The following is a 21,648-nucleotide window of genomic DNA, read 5'->3' on the forward strand; positions in this document are numbered from 1 at the left end:
GGGCAAGTTCTGACAAGTTTCTGGGATCAAGTTACCAATTGAGATCCCCAAATTGCGTAGAGATACTGTTGCCAGCATTTCTCAAGCATGCAGTTTCCACTTCCATATGGTATTCTGAGCTCTGAGGGTAGGATACAGTTACCCCAGGCTGCTACTTAGTTAAGCTAGGGGTGTGCCATAGGAAGGCACCCATCGTGGTTTGTTTTCCCTAGACAAAGGTTAGGGAAGCAGATCCCTGCTTTTTCCCTCTTCTAGCGCTCAAAAGGTCAGCCGTGGACAACCCAAAGCGACTGTTGCTTGTCGATGACGATCCCAACCTGATCCTGCTGGTAAAGGACTACCTGGAGTTTCGCGGCTATGAGGTGGTGGCGGCGAGCAACGGTCAAGAAGGGTTAGAGGCGATGCGCCATTTCACGCCGGATTTGATCATCTGCGATGTGATGATGCCGGAGATGGATGGCTACACGTTTGTCCAGACCATTCGCTCCAACAGCGCGACGGACTGGATCCCGGTGATTTTTTTGTCGGCGCGCGGGCAAACAGCCGATCGGGTGCGCGGGCTCAACACGGGGGCAGATGTTTACCTGGTCAAGCCCTTTGAAGCGGAAGAGCTGGTGGCCCAGGTGGAGTCGGTTCTCAAGCACACAGAGCGCCTGTTGCAAATGCAAAGTGTCGGTATTCAGCCGGTCATCAAGCTGGAGCGGGAAATTGAGCTGACCCCCACGGAAACCAAGGTGCTCCAGCATGTGGCCAGGGGGATGTCCAACCGTGAGATTGCCGAGGTGATGGGGGTGAGCCAGCGCACCGTCGAAAGCCACGTCAGCAACATGCTGAGCAAAACTGGCTTGCACAACCGCACCGAGCTGGCCCGCTGGGCCATCGAAAGTGGTTTGGGCAGGGGCTGAGGGGCCACCGAGAGAACTTCTGCTGTCCAGTGGGGTGGGCGAGCTGTGGGCCTCACTGGGCGGCGGTGAAGGTGGCCAGGAGGATGGGGGATCCCTCAACTTTTCTGCCCTTGTCCGTCGTTTTGGCAGCAAACTGAAGAAAGTGAGGTAACCGGTCAGGGTGCCTCTGTCCACTACGGTCTAGAACCCATGGGATCCCGTTTACCGCGTCCGGCTCGGCCCATCCGCTCCGGCCACTACCCGGCCAAAGAGCTGTGCAGCCAGTGCGGCCTCTGCGATACCCGCCATGTCGCCTACGTCAAAGAAGCCTGTGCCTTCTTAAACCAGCAGTTTACCCGCCTGGAAGAGCAAACCCACGGGCGATCCCGAGAGTCGCTGCGCTCCGAGTCGGCTGCCGTCAGCGACAGCGACTACTTCGGCGTCTACGAGGCAATGTACACGGCCCGCAGGCGGGATCCGATCCCGGGTGCCCAGTGGACGGGCATCGTCAGCAGCATCGGCATGAAGGCCCTCAGCAGCGGCCTAGTAGAAGGGGTGGTGTGCGTGCAGGCGGATCCCCAGGATCGCTTTCAGCCGCGGCCTGTCTTGGCGCGTACTCCGGAGGCGGTTTTGGCGGCGCGGGTTAACAAGCCAACCCTATCCCCCAATCTCTCCGTGCTGGAGCAGGTGGAGCAAAGTGGCCTCAAGCGCCTCTTGGTTATCGGGGTGGGCTGTCAGATCCAGGCTTTGCGGGCGGTGGAGAAAAAGCTGGGCCTAGAGAGGCTTTACGTGCTGGGCACGCCCTGTGTGGACAATGTCAGCCGCGCCGGCCTGCAGAAGTTTTTGGAAACCACCAGCCGCTCCCCGCAAACGGTGGTGCACTACGAGTTCATGCAGGACTTCCACATCCACTTCAAACACGAAGACGGCTCGGTGGAAAAGGTGCCTTTTTTTGGCCTCAAGACCAAAGAACTCAAGGACGTGTTTGCCCCCTCTTGCCTTACCTGTTTCGACTACGTCAACGGCCTGGCAGATCTGGTGGTGGGCTACATGGGATCCCCCTTTGGCTGGCAGTGGCTGCTGGTGCGCAACTCTCGCGGGCGGGAGCTCTTGGATCTGGTTTGGGAAGAGCTGGAAACCCAAGCGGTGATCTCGCAGGGATCCCGGCGGGCGGCAGTACAACAGGGGATCCAAGCCTACGAGCAGGCTCTGAGCCTGCCCATGTGGCTGGCTCGGATCCTGGGGGCGGCAATCCAGCGCTTTGGGCCGCGTGGCCTGGAATATGCCCGCTTTTCCATTGATTCCCACTTTGTCCGCAACTATCTCTACCTGCGCCGCCACTACCCCCACAAGTTGGAGCAGCATGTCCCTCCCTTTGCCCGGCGCATCGTAGAGCAGTACCAACTCCCCTCTCCCTAAGGGAGAGGGGTTGGGGGTGAGGGCAACTCCCTTAGGGAGAGGGGTTGGGGGTGGTCGCGTGAGCAGCGCGGAGCGCTGGGGCAACTCCCTTGGGGAGAGGGGTCGGGGGTCAGCAATAGCGGATCCCGGCTTCCGCCCAGCGGTCGATGGCCTGGCCCAAGCGCTCGCAATCGGCAATCAGGCTAATTCGCACATAGCCTTCCCCCCCTTCCCCAAAGGCGTTGCCGGGGGTTACGACCACGCCCGTAGATTCCAGCACCCGCAGGGCAAACTCCGTCGATCCCTCGGGAGTGCCGTCGGCAGCGCGGGGGGTCGGGATCCAGAGGTACATTGTTGCCCGCGGCGGCTCAATCTGCCAGCCCAGCTCCGCCAGGCGGCTAATGAGATAGTCGCGCCGGCGGCGGTAGCGCTCCTGCACCTGCTGTAGGTAGCTCTCTGGCAGGGCCAAAGCCGTCTCGGCCGCCTTTTGCAGTGCGCCAAAAATGCCGTAGTCGAGGTTGGTTTTCAGGGTGCGCAGGCTCTGGATGATCTGGCGGTTGCCCACCACAAAGCCCACCCGCCAGCCGGCCATGTTGTAGGTTTTGGAGAGGGTGTGGAACTCCACGGCCAAGTCCTTGGCGCCGGGGATCTGCAGCAGGCTGGTGGGCCGATAGCCGTCAAAGGCCAGCTCCGCGTAGCACAGGTCGTGCACCAGAATCAGCTCATAGCGGTGGGCAAAGGCCACCACTTCTTCAAAAAAAGAGCGGGGCGCCACCGCCGCCGTTGGGTTGTTGGGGTAGTTGAAGTAGAGCACCCGCGCCTGCTTGGCCACCTCCGGCGGGATCTCCTGCAGGTCAATGAGCCACCCCTTCTCGGGGCGCAGCAGCAGCGGGTAGATCTGCCCGCCGGCAATCATGGGCCCGCGAAAATGGGCCGGGTAGGCGGGGCTGGGCACCAGCACCAGATCCCCCGGATCCACGTAGGCCAAGGCCAGGTGGGTCAGGCCCTCTTTGGATCCCAAAAGAGGTAGCACCTCCCCATTGGGATCCAGCTCCACCCCGTAGCGGCACCGGTACCAATCGGTGATCGCCTGGCGGAAGCTGGCCGTGCCCTCGAAGGGTGGGTAGCCGTGGTGGACGGGATCGGCGATGGCCGCCTGGGCCGCCTCCACCACCGGCTGGGGGGTGGGGCCATCGGGGTTGCCCATGCCCAGATCGATCAAATCTAGCCCCTGCTGGCGGGCGCGGGCCTTCAGCTCATCCAAGCGGGCGAAGACGTAGGCAGGCAGCTTGTTCAAGCGTTGGGCGGGGACGAGAGCGCGGTTCATACAAATAGAAAGGCAAGCCGACACCTGGCTCACTTGGGGTTAACTGCACAGCTTACCGCCAGACCCGCACCTGAAGCAATGCGAAGCAGGGCCGAGCTTGGGTATCTCGGATCCCAAAGGCTAGGATAGAAATCTAAGTTCGGTTTTGTGGCAAGGCAGAGCAGTGGCTTTACCCCTTGTGGCCGTTGTGGGTCGCCCCAACGTGGGCAAGTCCACCCTCGTCAACCGCCTGGCGGGGGTGCGTTCCGCCATTGTCCACGATGAGCCGGGCATCACGCGGGATCGCCTCTACCAAGAGGTGGAGTGGAACGGGCGCCGCCTGCAGGTGGTGGATACCGGCGGCCTGGTCTTTGGCGACGACAGCGAGTTCTTGCCCCACATCCGCCAGCAGGCCATGGCGGCGATGGCGGAGGCGCACGCTGTGATCTTTGTGGTAGATGGCCGTGAGGGACTGACCCCCGCCGATCGGGAAGTGGCCGATTGGCTGCGCAAACAACCCCTGCCGGTGGTGGTGGCCGTCAACAAGTGCGAGTCGGGGCAACTGGGCCTGGCCCAGGCGGCGGCTTTTTGGGAGTTGGGGCTGGGGGAGCCGATCCCCTGTTCCGCCATCCACGGCAACGGGGTGGCCGAGCTGTTGGAGGCGGTGCTGCCCCATTTGCCTGAGGTAGACGAAGCTGCAGCAGCAGCGGATCCCATCGCCGTGGCCATTGTGGGCCGGCCCAACGTGGGCAAGTCCAGCCTACTCAACCGCCTGGTGGGATCCCAGCGGGCCATCGTCAGCCCCATTGCCGGCACCACCCGCGATGCCATCGATACCGTCGTTACCTGGGAAGGGCAGCCCTACCGTCTCATCGACACCGCCGGGATCCGCAAAAAAAACCGGGTGGAATATGGAGTGGAGTTTTTCAGCATCAACCGCGCCTTCAAAGCCATCCAGCGCTCGGACGTGGTGCTGCTGGTCATTGACGCCCTCGAGGGAGTGACCGAGCAGGATCAGCGGTTGGCCGGCCGCATCGAAGAAGAAGGCCGCGCCTGTATCGTCGTCGTCAACAAGTGGGATGCCGTCGAAAACAAAGATACCTACACCCTCAACGAGTTCACCCGCGAGATTCGCGACAAGCTTTACTTTATCGACTGGGCGCCGCTGCTGTTCATCAGCGCCCTCACCGGGCAGCGCACCCACAAGATCTTTGCCCAGGTGAATACGGTGGTGGCCGCCCATCGCAAGCGCATCGCCACCGCCGTGGTCAACGAGGTGCTCCAGGATGCCCTCGCCTGGCAATCGCCCCCCGCCAACCGCCAGGGCAAGCAGGGCAAAATCTACTACGGCACCCAAGTGGCGGAGCAACCTCCCACCTTTCTCCTGTTTGTCAACGATCCCGATCTCTTCAAAGACAACTACCGCCGCTACTTGGAAAAGCACTTCCGGCAAAACCTCGACTTCACAGGCACCCCCATTCGCTTTCGTTGGCGCGGCAAAGCCGAGCGCCTCGTGGGACGGGCAGTGCAAAAATTAGAGGGATCCCTGGCCTCTCGTTAGGCCCTCTGGAGGACGGAGCTCTATTCTGAAAGCCTATGGCTGTGGATCCCAACGTCAAAACCCTGGTGGAGAATCGTCGCGCCCGCTTCGAGTACGAAATCTTGGAGACCTACGAAGCCGGGCTGCAACTGACCGGCACAGAGGTGAAATCGATACGAGCGGGCAAAGCCAACTTACAAGACGCTTTTGCCCTCTTTCGCGATGGCGAGGCCTGGCTGCACAACCTGCACATCTCCCCCCATGGCACCGCCAGCAAGGTGTTCAACCACGATCCCACCCGCCGCCGCAAGCTGCTGCTGCACCGCCGCGAGATCGACCGGCTGCGGGGCCTGGTGGAGCAAAAGGGCCTGACCGTGGTTCCCCTCAAGCTGGTGCTCAACCGCGGCTGGATCAAAGCGCATCTGGGCGTGGCCCGCGGCAAGAAGCTCCACGACAAGCGGCAGGCCATTAAAGAGCGGCAAACCCAGCGAGAGATCCAGCGAGAGCTCAAGGGGCGCTAAGGCCCGCCAAGCTTCCGGCAGCTTCCAATGGGGTGGCCAGCGGTGCAGCCTAGGCGATCCCAAATGCCGCTGGAGCCCTTCGTTGCAGCGATTTCCAGTTTTCCCCTCCCTTGGGCAGAGAGGCTGGGGGTGAGGAATCCTCCGATAGGCTTGGAAGCAAAATCCAACTCGGTCGGCTGCAGGGGGAGGGAAGGAGCCGCCGCCAGCAAGTTCTAGGCACCAGGGAGGGGGAAGAAGCGGTCGGTGGTTTTCACCCGCTCACACCAAGCACGGATGTTAGGGAAAGGCTTGAGGTCGAAGCCGCCCTGCTCCGCCACGTGGGTGTAGGTAAAAAGGGCCAGATCTGCAATCGTGTAGCGGTTGCCCACGAAGAACGCTTTCCCCTGCAAATGGCCCTCCATGATCTCCAAGGCCTCTGTGCCGGATTTGAGGTTCTGGGCAATCAGCTCGGCGTGGGCCTCGGCTTGTCCAGCCCGCACCAGGAAGCGGGTGGTGGCAATGTAGCGGGCAATGCGGGTCTGTTCAAAAAGTAGCCATTTCAAGATCTCGGCTCGTTCCAACTTGTTTTGGCCGTAGAGGGGGGTGTCTTCTGCTAAGTAAACCAAGATTGCCGCCGACTCGGCCAAGACCGTGCCGTCTTCCAGCTCCAAAGCCGGGATCTGGCCCAGAGGGTTCTTGGCCAGGTACTCGGGGCGGCGATTTTCTCCGACCCTAGAATTGACTTCAACCGTCTCGTAAGGGATCTGCAACTGCTTGAGCAGCAGCTCTACTTTGTAGCAGTTCCCAGAAGTTGGGATCCCGTACAGTCGCAACATTGTCGTTAACCTCACCCCAAAACGCCCAATATAACGCTCAATATAAAAACTCCGTATAGAGACTCCGTTGAGCTGCAGGGGCTTTGCTATCCAGGCTGACGCAAGAATTCCGGCCAGAATCCAGCATCGTGGTCTATAAACCAGCCCCATCGAGACGCTCCCTGCCGCCGGCGCTGCTCCCAGAGGAGAGTCTACATTTCGGCGCTAGGGGGGCATAGCCCTATAGCCCAAGTCGCGCAGGAGGTGCTCGGAGCGCCGCCAGTGGGGCCGCACCTTGACGAACAGCTCCAGGTAGACCTTGCCCAGGATCAGCTTTTGAATCTGTAGACGGGCGGCCTGGCCGATCTGCTTGAGCCTTTCCCCGCCTTTGCCGATGAGGATCCCTTTTTGCGAGTCCCGCTCCACGTAGAGGGTGGCCAAGATGCGGGTGACGGTGGGGGTTTCTTCCACCTGGTCGATGGTCACGGCCACCGAATGGGGCACTTCCTCGCGGGTATGCAGCAGCACCTGTTCGCGGATCAGCTCTGCCATAATGAACCGCTCCGGCTGATCCGTCACCAAATCCGGCGGGTAGTAGTAGGGGCCGGTGGGCAGCAGATCGATGGTGGCCTGGATGAGGGGCGCCAAACTGCCGGGATCCAGCGCCGACACCCAGATGACAGGGGCACCGGGGCGCAGGGCTTGGTAGCTCTCTTGGTGGGCCTGGCGCGCGGCAGACTCTTTGGGCAGTAGATCGGCTTTGTTGCAGACGAGGATGCAGGGGGTAGCAGCAGGGATCCGCTCGGCGATGAAAGTGTCCCCACGTCCCGCCGGCACCGAGCCATCCACCACGAAGAGGATCACGTCCACTGCGGCAATGGCAGCCTGGGCGTTGTGCACCAAGATCTCCCCCAGGCGATGATGGGGCTTGTGGATGCCGGGGGTATCCACCCAGATGATCTGGGCTTGCGGCAAGGTGAGGATCCCTTGCAGCCGGTTGCGGGTGGTCTGGGCCACGGGAGAAGTGATGGCGATCTTCTGGCCCACCAAAGCGTTCAGCAGGGTGGACTTGCCCACATTGGGCCGCCCGATCAGCGCCACAAACCCCGACTTAAAGCCCGGCGGGGCAACTGGAAGCGCATCGGCGACGCGAGAGGGCTGCGGTTCAGCGGGCGCTTTTCCCTGAGGGCCAGCAGGGGTTTCTTGGCTCTGCGCTCGTAGTTCTTCTTCAGCCATGGCCTTCCCCAGCCTTTGTTTCTAGCGGACAGAGTAGGCCCCTGCGGCGGCAGGTAACTGCAGGGATAGGGATCCCAGCGGGGCCAAGGTGGTGCCGGGGTAATAAAAAGCGAGGATTTGCGCCGCGTTCAACCCCCGCCGCGCCAAGGTATAGGAGCCGTACTGGCTCAGGCCCACCCCATGGCCAAAGCCGCCGCCGATAAAGCGATAGCCTACCAGTCGCTCCCCTTGTTTTAGAGGCTCTATCCGAAATAGGGTGCTGTAGAGGCGGGGAAAAGCCAAGCGCACCTGATCCTTGCGCAAAAGAATCGAGTGGAGCCCTTCCGCCGTCTGCAAGTCCAACTGCAGCGCCTGCACCCGGCCACTGACAGAGCGCTCCAGAATCTCCATCCCCGCAATGCTGCTCCAAATGGGCATTGGGATCCCCAGATAGTCTTGGCCGGCTCGCAACTGGGCATTCAGCTCCTCCAGCGATTGGGAGAACTCCCAGCGGAAGAGGCGCGACACCCCCGATTCATTAAAACCCTCCCGCCGGGCCAGGAAGGCTTGCAAGTCGTTCTCCTGCCGCAAATCGAAGGGCTTATCGGGCGGGTGGGCGATATCCACCTGCGGACGCAGATAGGGGCGCGGCTCCCCGTCCCAAACCTCTTCAAACGCCGCCGATACGCCGCCGTTGGTGGAAGAATAAACGGCATCCACCAGCTCGCCGTTGTAGGTGAGCACCAGGCCGCTGGTCTGGCGAATGGCTTCGTCGGCCCGTGGGTGGGTGCCGCTCAGCCCCTTGTAAACCTGGCAGTGGGTGTTGGCACAGAGCTGGTAATCGTCGATCCGAAAGCGGTGTAGGTTCTTGAGGGCGTAGGTGCGCGCCAAAATCGCCTGGGCAGCCATGGCGGCAAAGGGAGCCCCTGGCCCCACCTCATGGGGCACCACCCCCCGCAAATAGGTTTCCAAGGGCACAGCGTTGACCACCGTATAGCTGCCGTAGGCATTGGGCTGAAGGGTAATGGATCCGGCATAGTAGCGGTCGTTCACCCGCAAATAGCCGGCATCGGAGGTCACCCGGAGGCGGGTGCGGTGGTAGCGAAAATGCTCATGCACCCAGCTCAGCTCTGCCCGTTCGCGTCGCTCCTGCACCTCCAGCCGCACCTGAGGGATCCCTTCTTTCTGGGCATATTGCTGAATCTGGATCAGTTGTTGGGGGGTGTAGGCGCGGTTGGCCCACACCTGCCATTCCTGCGGTTGGGCGATCTCGGTGTGGATGCCCAGAGATTCCCAGTAGTTGGCGCTGGCCTCGGCGCTCTCGAAGCTTTTGTGGCTGCTGAGGATGAGGCGGTACACGGTTTCCGGGCTGGCCAGGGCGCGGTTGACGATCCCAACAGTAACTTGTGGGAGGCGCTGCGTCTGGGTGCTGCCGTCTGCTTGAGCAAATTCCAGGGTGAGGAAAGACCCCAGCGGCGCTGCCAATTCCACCTGATCTTGCTCAGAAAGGCCAAAGCGTTGCACAATGCCCACGTGTAGGATCGGGTTTTCGGGGGTGGCCGCCGCGGACAATCGCGCCGGCGAAACAGGGTTCTCGGCCTCTTTGCGCACCCCGGTCGCGTCAGCGGCACGGAGCACCAAGGCTGTCAGCAACAGGCCCAAGCCGGAAATGAAGGTGCTTTGTTTGCGCCAGCGGAGCGGAGTCCTTAAAAACCGGCGAGGTTGGGCAGTAGGAGACTGACAACTGGCCATGGCCGCTTTATCCTAAAACACACCCTGTCGATTGTACCCGCATCTTTTCTGGCCTACCGGCAACGGTGCAAAGCCCTATGGATGCTGTTCCCGACAAGGAGTTCCCCATCGGACGGAGCCCTGACGCGGCCCGCTCTGCTTTGCGCAAGGGATCCGGCTGGCGGCTGGGCTGGGATCCCTCCCGCTCCCCCTTTGTGGCCCTGGTGGGGGGAGAGACTTGGGCGCTGGAGCTCACCCAAGAGGAGTGGCAAGCGTTTGCGCAGGGGGTGCAGCGCCTGCAGCAGGATCTGGAGGCCATCGCCTCCCAACTGATGGCGGAGGAAAGCATTACACTGGAGCAGACTTTCCCTGTCTTGACTTTGATAGCCAGCGGCAGCGCCACCGCCTGGGGCCTCTACCTGCAGTTGCACCAGGGCCGGCGCGGCGAAGGTTTTTGGCCTGCTGACGTCGTCCCCGAACTCTGTCGGGCCGTTGCTCAATTTTTTGACCCAGCCTCTTGAGCAAGCCTGCAGGGCAACTCTCCCGACAGGCCTGGCCCTTAGCCAACCATTACTCCCGTCAACACCCGAGAGAATCCGTGACATCCACTACTTTCCCCCGCAGGTTGGCAGCGGCATTGGCATCCGCATTATCCAAGAAACTTGCCTGTGAACTGTACGCCTCATCGACCTCGATGAAGTCCCGCTCCCACAAAATACCCAGGAGCAGCTCAACCTAGCCCTGTAGCTTGCCCCCAAAGCGGATTCTGAAGGACATGGGCTGTGCTGGAATTGAACCAGCGGCTCCCACCGTGTCAAGGTGGTACTCTACCACTGAGTTAACAGCCCCTCTGAGCGATGCCGACGCACACCTGGGCGGAAGGTCGGAAATTGATAATATCACATTCAACCCGTGCGATTGAGAATCAGCTTGACTCGAGAGTGGGTGCTGAACCGGCATCCTATTTTTGCAAATTTAAATCGAAGGGATGTTCGGATCCGGCCAACAACTGGTAGTGCAACACCTGCGGCGGGCGAGCAAAGTAGGGCCCGATGAGGGCACGCCAGCGGACAAAGTTTTCCGATTGGCGGAAGTTGACCAGATGGGCCTCTAGGGATCCCCACTGCACCAGCAGCAGGTATTGCTGGGGGTGCTCCAAACAGCGCTGCAGTTGGTGTTGCCGATAGCCATCGGTTTGTTGCAGATAAACGAAAGCCTGGCCGATGGCAGCTTCAAAAGCAGCTTCCGAGCCGGGGGTAATTTCAAACCGGGCCACCTCCAGGACAGGAGCCGTGTTCATAGGCTATGTGTGCAGACCACACTCGGTTTTGGCTGTGCCCTTCCAGCGGCCGGAGCGGGGATCCGCCCCCGGCTCTACCGGCGCCGTGCAGTGGAGGCAGCCGATGCTGGGATAGTTGCGATCGTGCAGGGGATTGTAAGGGATCCCGTGGGCGAGGATGTATTTCCAGACTTGGCCGTTTGTCCAGTCGGCAAGGGGGTTGAGCTTGAGGCGGTTGCGCTTGGCATCCCACTGCACCTTGCCAATATCGGCGCGGGTGGGGGATTGCTCGCGGCGCATCCCGGTAATCCAGGTGGTGCAGTTGGCCAGGGCGCGATTCAGGGGCTCTACCTTGCGAATGTTGCAGCAGAGGTCGGGGTTGGTGCGGTACAGCTCTGGCCCATATTGCGCCGCCTGCTCTTCGGGGGTGAGCAGAGGTTTGAAGATCTCCAGTTGCAAGTGAGGGTAGCGGGCCAACACCTGTTGCTGCAGTTGCAGGGTTTCCGGGAAGTGAAAGTCGGTATCCAGGAAAAAGGCGCGCACCTGCGGGCGAATGGCCGTGAGCAGATCGATCAACACCAGGTCTTCCGGGCCCAAGCTACAGGCCAGCACCAGCCCATCTCCAAACTCCTCTACCCCCCAGGCCAGCAAGTCACTGGCCGACAAGGGCTCAAAGTGCTCGCTCAGAGAGGCTACCTGGGGCTGATACTGTTCTCGCACGGCCTGGGCCGCCAGCTCCCAGCGGCTAGAAGAAGAAGAAGAAAGGCTTGCTGTCATAGGGGGAAGACACCGAATGCAACGATCCTCGTCTTTATTAATCTACACTAATTCGGTCAAGCTTTAGGATTTTTGGGCTACGAGGCAGCGGCGGGCAGAGGTAGGGATCGGGATCCCCTGGCACGGAGGGGGATTTGTCCCCAGCGATCCCGTCGGATCCCCATAACCAAGCCGTGCCAGAGGGGGCTGGGATCCGGCTCCGGCAGGTGAACCCAGTGGTAGCGCAACACCCCTCGCCGTGGGTTGATATCCAGCTCAAACACCCGCAGAGCCGAAACCGGCCCCACCAGCGGAGGTGCCGTCAGGTAAGGGATCCCATCTCGCACATACACCTTCGGCACATGCAGATGCCCGCTCAACACCGCCACCACCCGCCCGTGATTGGCCAGGAGGGTGTGTAGTGCCGAGGCTTGCTCGCTGCGGAGCCGGTACTTGCGGAACAAGACCGCATCCATCTGGGTGGGGGAGATAAAAGGAGGCTGATGGATGAGCAGAATCAGCCATTCCTCGGGCACCGCTTGTAGATGTTCGCTTAGCCAGTGCAGTTGCGAGGGACGCAGCACACCCTGAGGCAAGGGGAAGTGTCCTAAACTAGCGTCGAGGGCAACCAGGCGGATCCCGGGCAGAGGGGAAAGGCTGTAATCGACATAACCGGTAGGAGCTGGGGACAGGGGGAATTGGCTTTGGCACCAACGGATGAACTGATCCCGGTTGAAGCGCCCTTTTCTCCTCAAGGTATCGACATCGTGGTTGCCCAGGCTGAGGTAGTAGGGCGCCCGCAGTTGGGCGAGAATCTCCCGGAACAACTCAAAGCTCTCCGGATCGGCTTGATCCACCAGATCGCCGGTAAACAGGACAAAGCGCAGATCGGGTACTTGGTTGAGATGGGCAACGGCAGCTTGCAACTGGCGGCGAGGGGAATCGGACATCCACCAGCAGCGGCAGCCCGTCTCGGGCATCAGGTGGACATCTGAAACTTGAGCAAAGCAAATGCGTTGGGTTGCCATTGTCTAGGTACTTATTCACACCCCACGCCCGCATCATAAGTCAATAACTAGCTGGAGGGCTATGGGCTTCTCTTAACCTCTGCCGCGATGACCTCACCCCCAGCCCCTCTCCCAGAGGGGGAGTTGTGGTTGCTGTGATTTGGAATCGCCACAAATGAGTCTGATTCTTGTTCCGGCGCCGCTGCCGAGCAACCGCTAGGGTATAGGGACACAGATCTTCGACAAGAGGATCCCTCAGTTCAAGCAAGGAGAAAACATCATGTCTGCCGGCACCCTTGTTCGTTGCGCCTGTGAACACTGCAACTGCAGCTTCGAAAGCAGCCAAGGCTATCGCTACGAAGGCCAACTCTACTGCAGCGAAGCCTGTGCCACCCATGACCACGCCCACCCTTCGCCTTGCTGCGTGGCCTCTCACTGCTGTCAATAGCAGGTTGGCAGGGATCGCCCACCCCGGCTGTTGCTTTCCGGGATCCTGTGTTGCTTCTCTCCCTGGGCAGTTTTTGATACGCTCCTAAGAAGCTCTATCCCCGTCGGCCCGGGGGCCGGCCCAACCCGTTGGCATGGAATACCGCTGGGATCTGCTGCCCACTCCACCCCAGTTTGATCCGGAGCTGAGCCGAGAATACGGCAAGTATGCAGCCAAGGTGCTGGCCTTGCGTGGGCTGCACAGCCGGGAACAAGCGCGGGCCTTCGTCGATCCTGATCAGTATTCTCCCACGCCAGCGGGATCCCTGCCGGATCTGGAGCGGGCAGTAGCACGCCTGTTGCAGGCAAGAAAAAGAGGAGAAACCCTTTGCATTTGGGGAGATTTCGACTGCGATGGCGTTACCGCCACCAGCCTCTTGCTCTCGGCGTTACAGCCCTTGGGCTTCCGAGTCCAGTTCACCCTACCGCTGCGCAGCAGCGAAGGGCATGGCTTGAACCCCCAGCGGCTGCAGCAGGCGCTGGCCCAGGGCTGCCAAGTGCTCCTGACGGTGGATTGCGGTATGGGCAATGCCGCCGAAATTGCTGCCGCCCAAGCCGAAGGGGTGGACGTGATCGTGACGGATCACCACACGCTGCCGGATCCCTTGCCCCCTGCCCATGCGGTGGTCAACCCACTGCGCCTGCCAGAGGAACATCCGCTGCGCTTTCTGCCGGGGGTGGGGGTGGCCTACAAGCTGGCGGAGGCCCTCTACCAAGCGCTGGGGATCCCAGGCGTAGAAGAGCACCTGGATCTGGTGGCGGTGGGGATCGTGGCCGATGTGGCGGTGTTGCAGCGGGAGTGCCGCTACCTGGTGCAGCGGGGCCTGCCCGTGCTGGCCAAGACGCAGCGCCCGGGGCTGCGAGCTCTTTTGGATCAGATGGGCAACGGCCAATCCTCAGGAACACCAACAGCCCAGGATATCGCCTTTCGCCTTGCTCCCAAGCTGAACGCCATTGGCCGTTTGGACGATGCCAGCCTGGCGGTGGAGCTGTTGACCACCTCCGATCCGCAGCGGGCCCAGACGCTGGTGGAGCATTTTGTTGCCCTCAATGAGGAGCGTAAGCGCCTTACCCAGCAAGTGATTCAAGAGGCCGGCCAACAGGTGGAAAGCCTAGATCTGGGGCGGGAGGGGGCGATTGTCCTGGCCGGAAGCGGCTGGAACCCAGGGGTTTTGGGGATCGCCGCGGCGCGCTTGGCGGAGCAATACGCTTGCCCGACGGTGTTGATCGCCAAAGACGAGAGGGCGGGACGGGGCTATGGGTCGGGCCGCTCGATTCCAGGGGTGAACCTGGTGGAGGCCATCGAGGCCGTGCGCCCCCTCTTGCTGGGGGGAGGCGGACACCCTATGGCTGCCGGGATCCAAGTAGATCTGTCTTGCCTGGCCGCTGTACAACTGGCTTTGCGGCGGGAGCTGGCCGCGAGGGTCAGCCCGGATCGCCAAGCTCGCGCCCTGGCGGTGGAGATCGTCATCGATTGGGAACTGTTGGCCTCTCAGGGGCGGGATAGGGTGGCAGAGCTGGACGAGGTGTATCGGCAGTTGCAGCTTCTGCAGCCCTTTGGCCACGGCAATCCCAACCCCGTCGTAGCCCTGATGAACGTTTGTCGCGGCAGCGTCAAGCTGGGGGCTTCCCAGAATGGCCGCCACTTAAGGTTTGATCTGCAAGGCAGGCCGGGATCCCGTACCCTCTGGTTTTGGCAAGCCGGCGAAGAGCTGGAGCAGTGGCAAGAATGCCAGGCTATGGACATCGCCCTGCAGTTGGAAGCGGATGACCAGGGCAGACAACCCTGGCAAGGCAAAGTACTGGCGCTGCGCTCCTCTGGCGACTGGCAGGCGCCCACCGTTTCCGCCACCCGTCTCCAGATCCAGGATTACCGGCAACGCCCCCTGCCGGATTCTCTCAGAGAAGCCGTCTGCTACAGGGGGCAGGCTCTGCCCCTCGATCAAGACTTCCTCCCGTCGGCAAAAACAGCTCTGGTGCTGGCCCGCTGGCCCTGGCTGCCGACGGATCTGGCCCAACTGCTGCAACAGCTACAGCCGCAAACCCTGATCCTGGCTGCTTCTGGCCACCGCTGGGAGCAGATCCCCCAACTGCAGGCACTCTGGCAAGCGGGCCAACGGGATCCCGACGCTCTGGCGGCAGCGACTGGCCTGCCTCGACAGTGGCTAGCGGAATTGCACAGCCCAGAGGAAATTCCCACCTTGCTGCTGGGCCGCATCCGCGAATCCCAAGCTTTCCACCGCTGGCTGGACGAGGCCAGCTCCGACCAAATCGCCCAGCTCTGTCAACGGCTGCTGCAACCGGATCCCGCGCCGGCGGCTTTGTCTCCGAAGTAGAGGTGAGGGATCCCTTCAATTCCCGCAAAAAAGTTGGCAAGGCTTGGGATCTGGCCAACCCTTTCAAGGCCGACGCGATACTCTAGATCAAACGGCTTAGCTCTAGCGTTTTGCCGCACCCAGAGCCCAGTCTTCCGTGATCCCGGTTCGCCTGACCTTACACCATTTTCTCTGCTACTCTCACGCCGTTTTGGATCTGCGCGGGATCCACACCGCCTGCATTTGTGGCCCCAACGGGGCGGGCAAGTCAGCTTTGCTCGACGCCCTTACCTGGGGCCTCTGGGGACAAAGCCGGGCCAGCAACGACAGCGATCTCATCCGCAAAGGTGCCAGTGAAACCTGGGTGGAAGTGATTTACCGCTCGCGGGGGCAAACCTACCGCATCCTGCGCAGCCGCCACCTGTCGGGGGAGGGATCCCTGGAGTGGCAAATTCAAGCTGGAGAAACCGCCTGGCGCAGCCTAACCCGCCGCGGCATGCGCGCTACCCAACAGGCCATCCAAAGTCAGCTTGGCCTCGACTACGATACCTTCATTCACTCGGCCTACCTGCGGCAGGGACGAGCCGATGCCTTTACCCTGAAGCGCCCCGGCGAGCGCAAGCAGATCTTGGCCGATATGCTCAAGCTGGGCCAGTACGACCTGCTGGCCGAGCGCTGCCGCGAACAGGCTCGCAGTGCCAAGCTGAAAGCGGATCTACTCCAAGAGCGCCTGCCCAAGCTGGAGCAACAGCAGGCCTCTATCGAGCAGATCCAAGCCGAACTGGAGCAGCTCCAACAACAGCAAACCCATCTGCAACAGCTCCTGGCCCAACAGCAGCAGGAATTACAGTCTCTAGAGCGGGCCTATGAACATCGCCACACCCTAGAGGAGCGCCACCGGCAACTCACCCAACACCTGCACAAGCTCAGCGCCAACCTGCACCACACCGAACAGCAGTGGCGAGCCCAACGACAGCACCTGCTGCAGTTGGAAGAGCTGATCGCCCAAAGCGAGGAGATCCTGGCGGGCTACGAACGCTATCAGTCCCTGATGGCCCAAGATCGCCATCTTCACCGCCTCTTCGAGCAACAGCAACACCTGCTCCAAGAGCGCCAAAAGCTGCAGGCCCAACAAGCTGAGTACCAACAGCAGCAACTGCGCAGAATGCAGCGGCTGCAACAGGAATTGGCCGCCTGCCAGGCCCAAGCCCAGGCCGATGCCCAGGTGCTGGCAGAAGGGGAGCGCATCGAAAACGCCCTCCACCACTACCGGCAAGCCCAGGAGCGCCTGCAGATCTTGAACGATGCCCAGGCCCAAGCCGCCGCCCTCCTAGAGCAACAACGGCACTGGCAAGAGCAGATCCGCCGCGAGCGAGAACGCCTGCAAGCCCGCCTCCAGCTCCTCAAGCAGCAACTGCAAAACCAGGAAACCCTGGCCCAACAGCAGCAGCAACTGGCCCAGAAAATTGCCGCCGGCGTCGCAGCCCTGGCCGAGCTGGAGCAACGGCGTCTCTACCAACAGCAGGTGCTGGAAAAAATTCAAGAGCGCCGCCTCTTTGTGCAGAAGCTGCAGGAGCGGCAGCGGGTTCTCCAGCACCAATGGCAACAGGAGGAAGAGCGCTGCCGCCTATTAGAGGCTCCTTGGGAGGCCTTTCCCGTTGGCGATAGCAGGACGGAGTCCTTTCACCCCGAGCGGCTGGATCTCGGGGATCCGGATCGCCCAGATCCTTACAATCCAGAGCAAGAAAGGCACCACTCCGCCCCTGCCTTAGCGGGGGTGAAGTCGATGGCAGAAGGTGGGGAGGAAGAACACCCAGAATCCGAAGCCACCCCGGAAGCAGCCTTCTCAGAGCAGCCTGCCGCGCCTGCGCCGGCACCGTCCACCCAGGCGTTGGCTGTCCCGGAATCCCACCTTTGGGTTTGCCCCCTCTGCGCCCGTCCGCTCAGCCCGCACCTGAGGGATGTGGTGCTGCAAAAGCACCGCCAGCGCCAAGAAGAGATTGCCGGCGAGCTCTTTGTGATTCGCGAGCAACTGGCGGTGGCCGACCGGGAGATCGGGCTGCTGCAAGAGGAAGCTCGGCGTCTTGAGCAAGAATTGGCCGCTTGGGATGAGCGTCTGCACCTCCAGGGGCGGCTGCAGCAGCAGTGGGAGGCCGGGCAGGAGCGCCATCGGCAACTGGAGGCTTGGCGGGCAGAAGCGGCAGAACTGGAGCAAATCCTCAACCAAGAAGCTTATGCCCCAGAGGCGCGGCAGCAGCTTGCCCAGATCCAGCAGGCCCTGCAACACCTGGGCTACGACGAGCGCGAACACGCCCTGCAACGGGGAGAGGTGGAGCGCTGGCGCTGGGCCCTGGGCCGCTCCCACGAGCTGCGCAAAGCCCAGGAGCGCCGAGCCCAGTTGTGTGAACAGATCGCCTCCCTACAAGCGCAACTGGAAGCCCTGCAACAGGCGGGATCCCCTGACTCGCCGCTGGCAGAACGCCTGGCCCAAATCGAGCAGGCGCTGCACCACCTTGGCTACGACGGATCCCTGCACCAGCAGGTAAAAGCAGAACTGGCCCAGGCGCAACTGTGGCCGGCCCGCCTGCAGGCCCTCCAAATAGCCCGCCAGGAGCTGCCGGAAGCCACAGCCCGCAGCCAGATCTTGTCCCAACGCCTGCAGGAAAGCCGGCAGCACTTTGCCCAGGCCACCCAAGAGCTGGAAGCGCTGCAGCAACAACTGGCGGAGCAGCCTGAGGTCTTGCCCGCCCACCTGGAAGGGATCCGCCAAGCTCTGCAGGAGCACCGGCAAGGGCTGGATCAGGTGCTTTCTCAAATCGGGGCGGCCCAACAGCGGCTGCAGCAGGCCCTTGAACAACAGTCGGAGCGGGCAGAGCTAGAGCGACAACTGCAGCAGGCCCGCCGCCAGCAGCAGGTGTACCAGGAGCTGGCCAACGCCTACGGCCGCAACGGCATTCCCGCCCTGATCATCGAAAACGTTCTGCCAGAGCTAGAGGCACAAGCCAACCAGATCCTGGGCCGCCTCACCCAACACCGCCTCCATCTGCGCTTTGTAACCCAGCGCTCGGGGCGACGCTCGGACAAGCTAATTGAAACCCTCGACATCCTCATCGCCGATCCCCGCGGCACCCGCCCCTACGAGACCTACTCCGGCGGCGAGGCCTTCCGCATCAACTTCGCCATTCGCCTGGCCCTCTCCCGCCTGCTTACCCAGCGCTCCGGCTCCGACCTGCAAACGTTGATCATTGACGAGGGGTTTGGCTCCCAGGACGCCACCGGGCGGGCCCAGTTGCTGGCGGCCATCAACGCTGTGGCCTCTGACTTTGCCTGCATCCTGGTCATCACCCACATCCCCAGCCTGCAAGAGGCCTTTCCCCACCGCATCGAGGTGCAGCCCTCCCCCCAGGGATCCCGCCTCTCCATTCGCGGCTAGTCATTTGGCTGGTCATTTGAGGAGTTGCCGGCCCGGCTCTGGAGCCACTGCTGCAGCAGGGGAATTATAGTCTCGCCAAGCTGGCTCCACTGGCCGGGCTTTTGGGCCGTGGTCAGCAGCTCCACCCGCTCCCCTCGGATCACCAAAAAGCCCACCGGCTCGATGCGCACCCCGCCCCCCGCTCCGCCAAACAGGCTGGCCGGATCCCGTCCGTTGCTGCGAAAGCCGCTGGCCGTTTTGCCAAAATGGCCCCCTCCTCCGCCAACGCCAAAATAGAGCGACACGTAGGGGACAATCGTTGTGTCGCCAATGGTAATCGGCTGGCCAAAGGTCTGTCCCGTCTCCGCCAAAACCGTCAGCTTGCTCAGCACCGCCTCCAGGACGGCTTCCACCTCGAAATCGGAATTGGAATCGGATCCCATTTGTGACGTTTGCGTCAATGCTGCAGGCCAGCTCCAGAGGCCACCAGGTGAAGAACCAGATTGACTGTAGTTGCCTCAAACAAGGTTAAGATACCTTGCCGCCTACCCAAGTGCTCCGCGCCGCTACCCTCACCCCCAACCCCTCTCCCTCGGGGACGACCCTCACCCCCGGCCCCTCTCCCTCAGGGAGAGGGGAGTTAGGAATAGTGCTCGGCGCCAGGTGCTTTATCGTAACTTCATCCAAGGAAGGCTACTTACCCCCACAACTGACTCGGGCCGACACCGAGAAAGGGGAAGCTCCTGCGCCGCTTTTAATCCTCGTCAGGAGAGCCAGAGTAGAGATCTTCCAGGCGGCTGCGGGCTTCTTCCAGGCTGGTCGAACGAATCACCAACAAGGGCTCTTCCGTCAGGTTGCCTTCTTCATCCAAGAGCTCTGGGTGGGGCGCCTGTCGGCGAGCGCGACGGGGCGAGGCCTTGCGCTCTTCTTTGCCCAACGTGATGATGTTGGCCACCAGGTTACGCAGGGCCACAAAGGCGATGGCCACGAAAGCGATAAGGTAGAGGATCTGCAGCATCACGGGTCAGATGAGTCAGAGGAAGGGTGAATTTGGCGGAAGCGACGGCCCAGCTCGGCGCACTCCATCAGCAGGTGATGCCATTTTGCCATCAGCGCCGGGTCAACGCCAACTTCATTCTCCGACAACTGATAGAGGGCTTCTGCGGCTTGCAATTCTGCTTGGGCAGCCAAAACCCGCTCCAGAAGGGCCTGCTGCGCCTCTGGGCTAATAAATTCTAGGGTTTCTTCTTGCAAAAAGCGGCGGGAGCGCTCAAACCAGTAGCGGTAATCTTCCAGTAGGGGCCCCAGAATCTCTCGCAGTAACTTGGCTTTGCTCATCATTGGGATCCCTCCGCGCCTGGTTTGCTGAGAGCATCTTAGCTGAACTTAACCTTCTCCCGCCAGGGATCCCTGGGTGGCCTCCAGGCGGGCTTCCGTCTCCAGCAGCAGGGCTTCCAGCTGGGGCACCAGCTCTAGGGCCTGCTCTTGCCAGTAGCCCCGCTGGTGGGCTTCCAGCAGCCGCTCGCTCATATCCCGCAGTGCCCAGGGGTTGTGATCCCGCAGAAACTGCTGCACGGGGGGATCCAACAGGTAGGCGCGGGCTACCCCGGCGTACATGAAATCGGGCACGGCGTGGGTGGTGACGTCGTAGGCAAAAAGGTAGTCGAGGGTGGCGGCCATCTCAAAGGCGCCTTTGTAGCCGTGGCGCATTACGCCGGCAATCCACTTGGGGTTGACGACGCGGGCGCGATAGACGCGGTCGATCTCTTCGGCCAGGGTGCGGATCTTGGGGTTGTGGGGACGGGCGTGATCCCCGAAGTAGATTTGGGGGTTGCGGCCCTGGAGGGTGCGCACGGCTGCCACCATGCCCCCCTGGAACTGGTAGTAGTCATCGGAGTCGAGGAGATCGTGCTCGCGGTTATCCTGGTTGTGCAGGACAATTTGCAAGCGGGCCAGTTGCCGCCGCAGAGCTGCGGGGGCCGGCTCTCCCTCGCCCTCGGCCCGGTAGGCGTAGCCGCTCCAGGTGAGGTAGGCGCGGGCCAGATCCGCCTCGGTTTCCCAGTTTTGCGCCTCGATCAGCCCCTGCAGCCCGGCTCCGTAGGCCCCTGGTTTGGAGCCAAAGATGCGCAGCCGCGCCCGCTCTGTCGCTTCTGAAGGCGGGATCCCTTGCTCCTGCCAGTACTGGGTATCGGCCAACACCTGGGCCCGCAGGGGGTTGTCGGCTTCCGGTTCTTCCAGGGCGGCCACGGCCTGCACAGCCCGGTCGAAGAGGGCAATGAGGTTGGGAAAAGCATCGCGAAAGAAGCCGGAGATGCGCAGGGTTACGTCCACGCGGGGACGGCCCAAAGCCGCTACAGGCAGAATCTCGATATCCACCACCCGTCCCCCCTCCCAGCGGGGCCTAACCCCCAAGAGCGCCAGCGCCTCCGCCCAGTCCTCGCCGCCGGTTCTCAGGGTGGCAGTTCCCCAAACGGATAGGCCCAGGTGGCGGGGATATTCCCCCTGCTCTTGCACGTAGCGCTCCACCACCCGCTCGGCGGCCAGCGAGCCAACTTGCCAGGCAGTGGGGGTAGGAATGGCGCGGATATCCACCGAGTAGAAGTTGCGCCCGGTGGGCAACACCTCCACCCGGCCCCGCGTGGGAGCGCCGGAAGGGCCGCTGGGCACATAGCCGCCATTGAGCCCGCGCAGGAGATTTTCCAGCTCCTGGGGCGTTTGCTGCAGGCGGGGGAGCAAGTCCGTCTCGATCCAGCGCAGCACCTGGCTGGCCGCCGGCCCCGGGGGCGGATCGTAAGGGATCCCCTGTAGCCGCTGGGCAATCCAGAGGCGGGCCTGGGCCTCTAGGGCAGCTACCCCATCTCCGATGCGGCGAAAGTTCTCGCCCATAGAGCTGGCTGGCTAATTCCTCAACGTAAGGCGCGGGATTCCCCACCCGGGTGGGGAGGGATAGCGCCTCCTGACTGATTCTGGATATATCGCTTCACAATTTCTAGAGGTGCACCGC

Annotated in this window: 18 protein-coding genes, 1 tRNA gene and 1 pseudogene; 8 read left to right on the forward strand and 12 right to left on the reverse strand. The window is 62.0% G+C overall.

The annotated features are described in order from the left end of the window. Positions 1–272 precede the first annotated feature (272 nt). Positions 273–905, forward strand: coding sequence for a response regulator transcription factor (locus tag NW826_RS07620; protein WP_414333842.1), 633 nt, complete (start codon positions 273–275; stop codon positions 903–905). Between the two features lie 189 nt (positions 906–1,094). After that, complete coding sequence (locus tag NW826_RS07625) at positions 1,095–2,303, forward strand: Coenzyme F420 hydrogenase/dehydrogenase, beta subunit C-terminal domain (RefSeq protein WP_414509813.1); 1,209 nt, start codon at positions 1,095–1,097, stop codon at positions 2,301–2,303. A gap of 109 nt (positions 2,304–2,412) precedes the next feature. Here the strand turns inward: NW826_RS07625 and NW826_RS07630 are convergent, their stop codons facing one another. Then, positions 2,413–3,609 carry an aspartate aminotransferase gene (locus NW826_RS07630; RefSeq protein WP_414509814.1) on the reverse strand — a complete coding sequence of 399 codons (1,197 nt, stop codon included), beginning with the start codon at positions 3,607–3,609 and terminating at the stop codon, positions 2,413–2,415. 163 nt (positions 3,610–3,772) lie between these two features. Between NW826_RS07630 and der the strand changes: the two genes are divergently transcribed. Next, positions 3,773–5,149 carry a ribosome biogenesis GTPase Der gene (gene der, locus NW826_RS07635; protein ID WP_414337928.1) on the forward strand — a complete coding sequence of 459 codons (1,377 nt, stop codon included), beginning with the start codon at positions 3,773–3,775 and terminating at the stop codon, positions 5,147–5,149. Between the two features lie 35 nt (positions 5,150–5,184). Then, positions 5,185–5,649 (forward strand): SsrA-binding protein SmpB, encoded by a 465-nt coding sequence (gene smpB / locus NW826_RS07640; RefSeq protein ID WP_414333835.1) that lies wholly within the window; start codon positions 5,185–5,187, stop codon positions 5,647–5,649. Positions 5,650–5,861: 212 nt separating this feature from the next. Here smpB and NW826_RS07645 read toward each other — a convergent pair whose 3' ends face one another. The 3 genes from NW826_RS07645 to NW826_RS07655 all read right to left on the reverse strand — a co-directional run bounded on the left by NW826_RS07645 (position 5,862) and on the right by NW826_RS07655 (position 9,410). Further along, positions 5,862–6,464, reverse strand: a complete 603-nt coding sequence (locus tag NW826_RS07645; protein WP_414509815.1) for a glutathione S-transferase family protein — start codon at positions 6,462–6,464, stop codon at positions 5,862–5,864. Positions 6,465–6,668: 204 nt separating this feature from the next. Continuing rightward, positions 6,669–7,679 carry a GTPase Era gene (era, locus tag NW826_RS07650; protein ID WP_414509816.1) on the reverse strand — a complete coding sequence of 337 codons (1,011 nt, stop codon included), beginning with the start codon at positions 7,677–7,679 and terminating at the stop codon, positions 6,669–6,671. A gap of 21 nt (positions 7,680–7,700) precedes the next feature. Next, positions 7,701–9,410: a SpoIID/LytB domain-containing protein gene (locus NW826_RS07655; RefSeq protein WP_414333829.1), complete on the reverse strand. Its 1,710-nt coding sequence runs from the start codon at positions 9,408–9,410 to the stop codon at positions 7,701–7,703. 77 nt (positions 9,411–9,487) lie between these two features. Here NW826_RS07655 and NW826_RS07660 point away from each other — a divergent pair, with 77 nt between their 5' ends. Then, complete coding sequence (locus tag NW826_RS07660; RefSeq protein WP_414509817.1) at positions 9,488–9,910, forward strand: DUF1818 family protein; 423 nt, start codon at positions 9,488–9,490, stop codon at positions 9,908–9,910. A 255-nt stretch (positions 9,911–10,165) separates the two neighbouring features. Here NW826_RS07660 and NW826_RS07665 read toward each other — a convergent pair. The 4 genes from NW826_RS07665 to NW826_RS07680 all read right to left on the reverse strand — a co-directional run bounded on the left by NW826_RS07665 (position 10,166) and on the right by NW826_RS07680 (position 12,452). Beyond that, positions 10,166–10,237 (reverse strand) — tRNA-Val (locus NW826_RS07665). Between the two features lie 113 nt (positions 10,238–10,350). Next, positions 10,351–10,689, reverse strand: coding sequence for an antibiotic biosynthesis monooxygenase family protein (locus tag NW826_RS07670; RefSeq protein WP_414333826.1), 339 nt, complete (start codon positions 10,687–10,689; stop codon positions 10,351–10,353). Between the two features lie 3 nt (positions 10,690–10,692). Beyond that, positions 10,693–11,445, reverse strand: a complete 753-nt coding sequence (locus tag NW826_RS07675) for a phosphoadenylyl-sulfate reductase (RefSeq protein WP_414337940.1) — start codon at positions 11,443–11,445, stop codon at positions 10,693–10,695. Between the two features lie 77 nt (positions 11,446–11,522). Next, positions 11,523–12,452 carry a metallophosphoesterase family protein gene (locus tag NW826_RS07680; RefSeq protein ID WP_414509818.1) on the reverse strand — a complete coding sequence of 310 codons (930 nt, stop codon included), beginning with the start codon at positions 12,450–12,452 and terminating at the stop codon, positions 11,523–11,525. A 259-nt stretch (positions 12,453–12,711) separates the two neighbouring features. Between NW826_RS07680 and NW826_RS07685 the strand changes: the two genes are divergently transcribed. The 3 genes from NW826_RS07685 (at position 12,712) to NW826_RS07695 (ending at position 18,665) form a co-directional block, all read left to right on the forward strand. Continuing rightward, positions 12,712–12,879 carry a hypothetical protein gene (locus NW826_RS07685; RefSeq protein WP_414509819.1) on the forward strand — a complete coding sequence of 56 codons (168 nt, stop codon included), beginning with the start codon at positions 12,712–12,714 and terminating at the stop codon, positions 12,877–12,879. 133 nt (positions 12,880–13,012) lie between these two features. Beyond that, complete coding sequence (gene recJ / locus NW826_RS07690) at positions 13,013–15,253, forward strand: single-stranded-DNA-specific exonuclease RecJ (RefSeq protein WP_414509820.1); 2,241 nt, start codon at positions 13,013–13,015, stop codon at positions 15,251–15,253. Between the two features lie 136 nt (positions 15,254–15,389). Continuing rightward, positions 15,390–18,665 (forward strand): AAA family ATPase, encoded by a 3,276-nt coding sequence (locus NW826_RS07695; RefSeq protein WP_414509821.1) that lies wholly within the window; start codon positions 15,390–15,392, stop codon positions 18,663–18,665. Here the strand turns inward: NW826_RS07695 and NW826_RS07700 are convergent. From NW826_RS07700 to NW826_RS07715, 4 genes and pseudogenes are all read right to left on the reverse strand, one after another. After that, positions 18,662–19,105, reverse strand: coding sequence for a GerW family sporulation protein (locus NW826_RS07700; protein ID WP_414347967.1), 444 nt, complete (start codon positions 19,103–19,105; stop codon positions 18,662–18,664). The two genes, NW826_RS07695 and NW826_RS07700, sit on opposite strands and share 4 nt — an antisense overlap. A 293-nt stretch (positions 19,106–19,398) precedes the next feature. Further along, positions 19,399–19,662: a DUF2973 domain-containing protein gene (locus tag NW826_RS07705; protein WP_414333816.1), complete on the reverse strand. Its 264-nt coding sequence runs from the start codon at positions 19,660–19,662 to the stop codon at positions 19,399–19,401. Beyond that, a complete protein-coding gene (locus NW826_RS07710) occupies positions 19,662–19,982 on the reverse strand; it encodes a DUF2605 domain-containing protein (RefSeq protein ID WP_414341527.1) in 321 nt (106 codons plus the stop codon). The genes NW826_RS07705 and NW826_RS07710 overlap by 1 nt, the downstream gene beginning before the upstream one ends. A 48-nt stretch (positions 19,983–20,030) precedes the next feature. Next, positions 20,031–21,515, reverse strand: a pseudogene (locus tag NW826_RS07715) (cobaltochelatase subunit CobN); the annotation flags it as partial. Positions 21,516–21,648 lie beyond the last annotated feature (133 nt).

The sequence above is a fragment of the Synechococcus sp. OH20 genome, from assembly GCF_047502685.1.
In the GTDB taxonomy this organism is placed as follows: Bacteria; Cyanobacteriota; Cyanobacteriia; order Thermostichales; family Thermostichaceae; genus Thermostichus.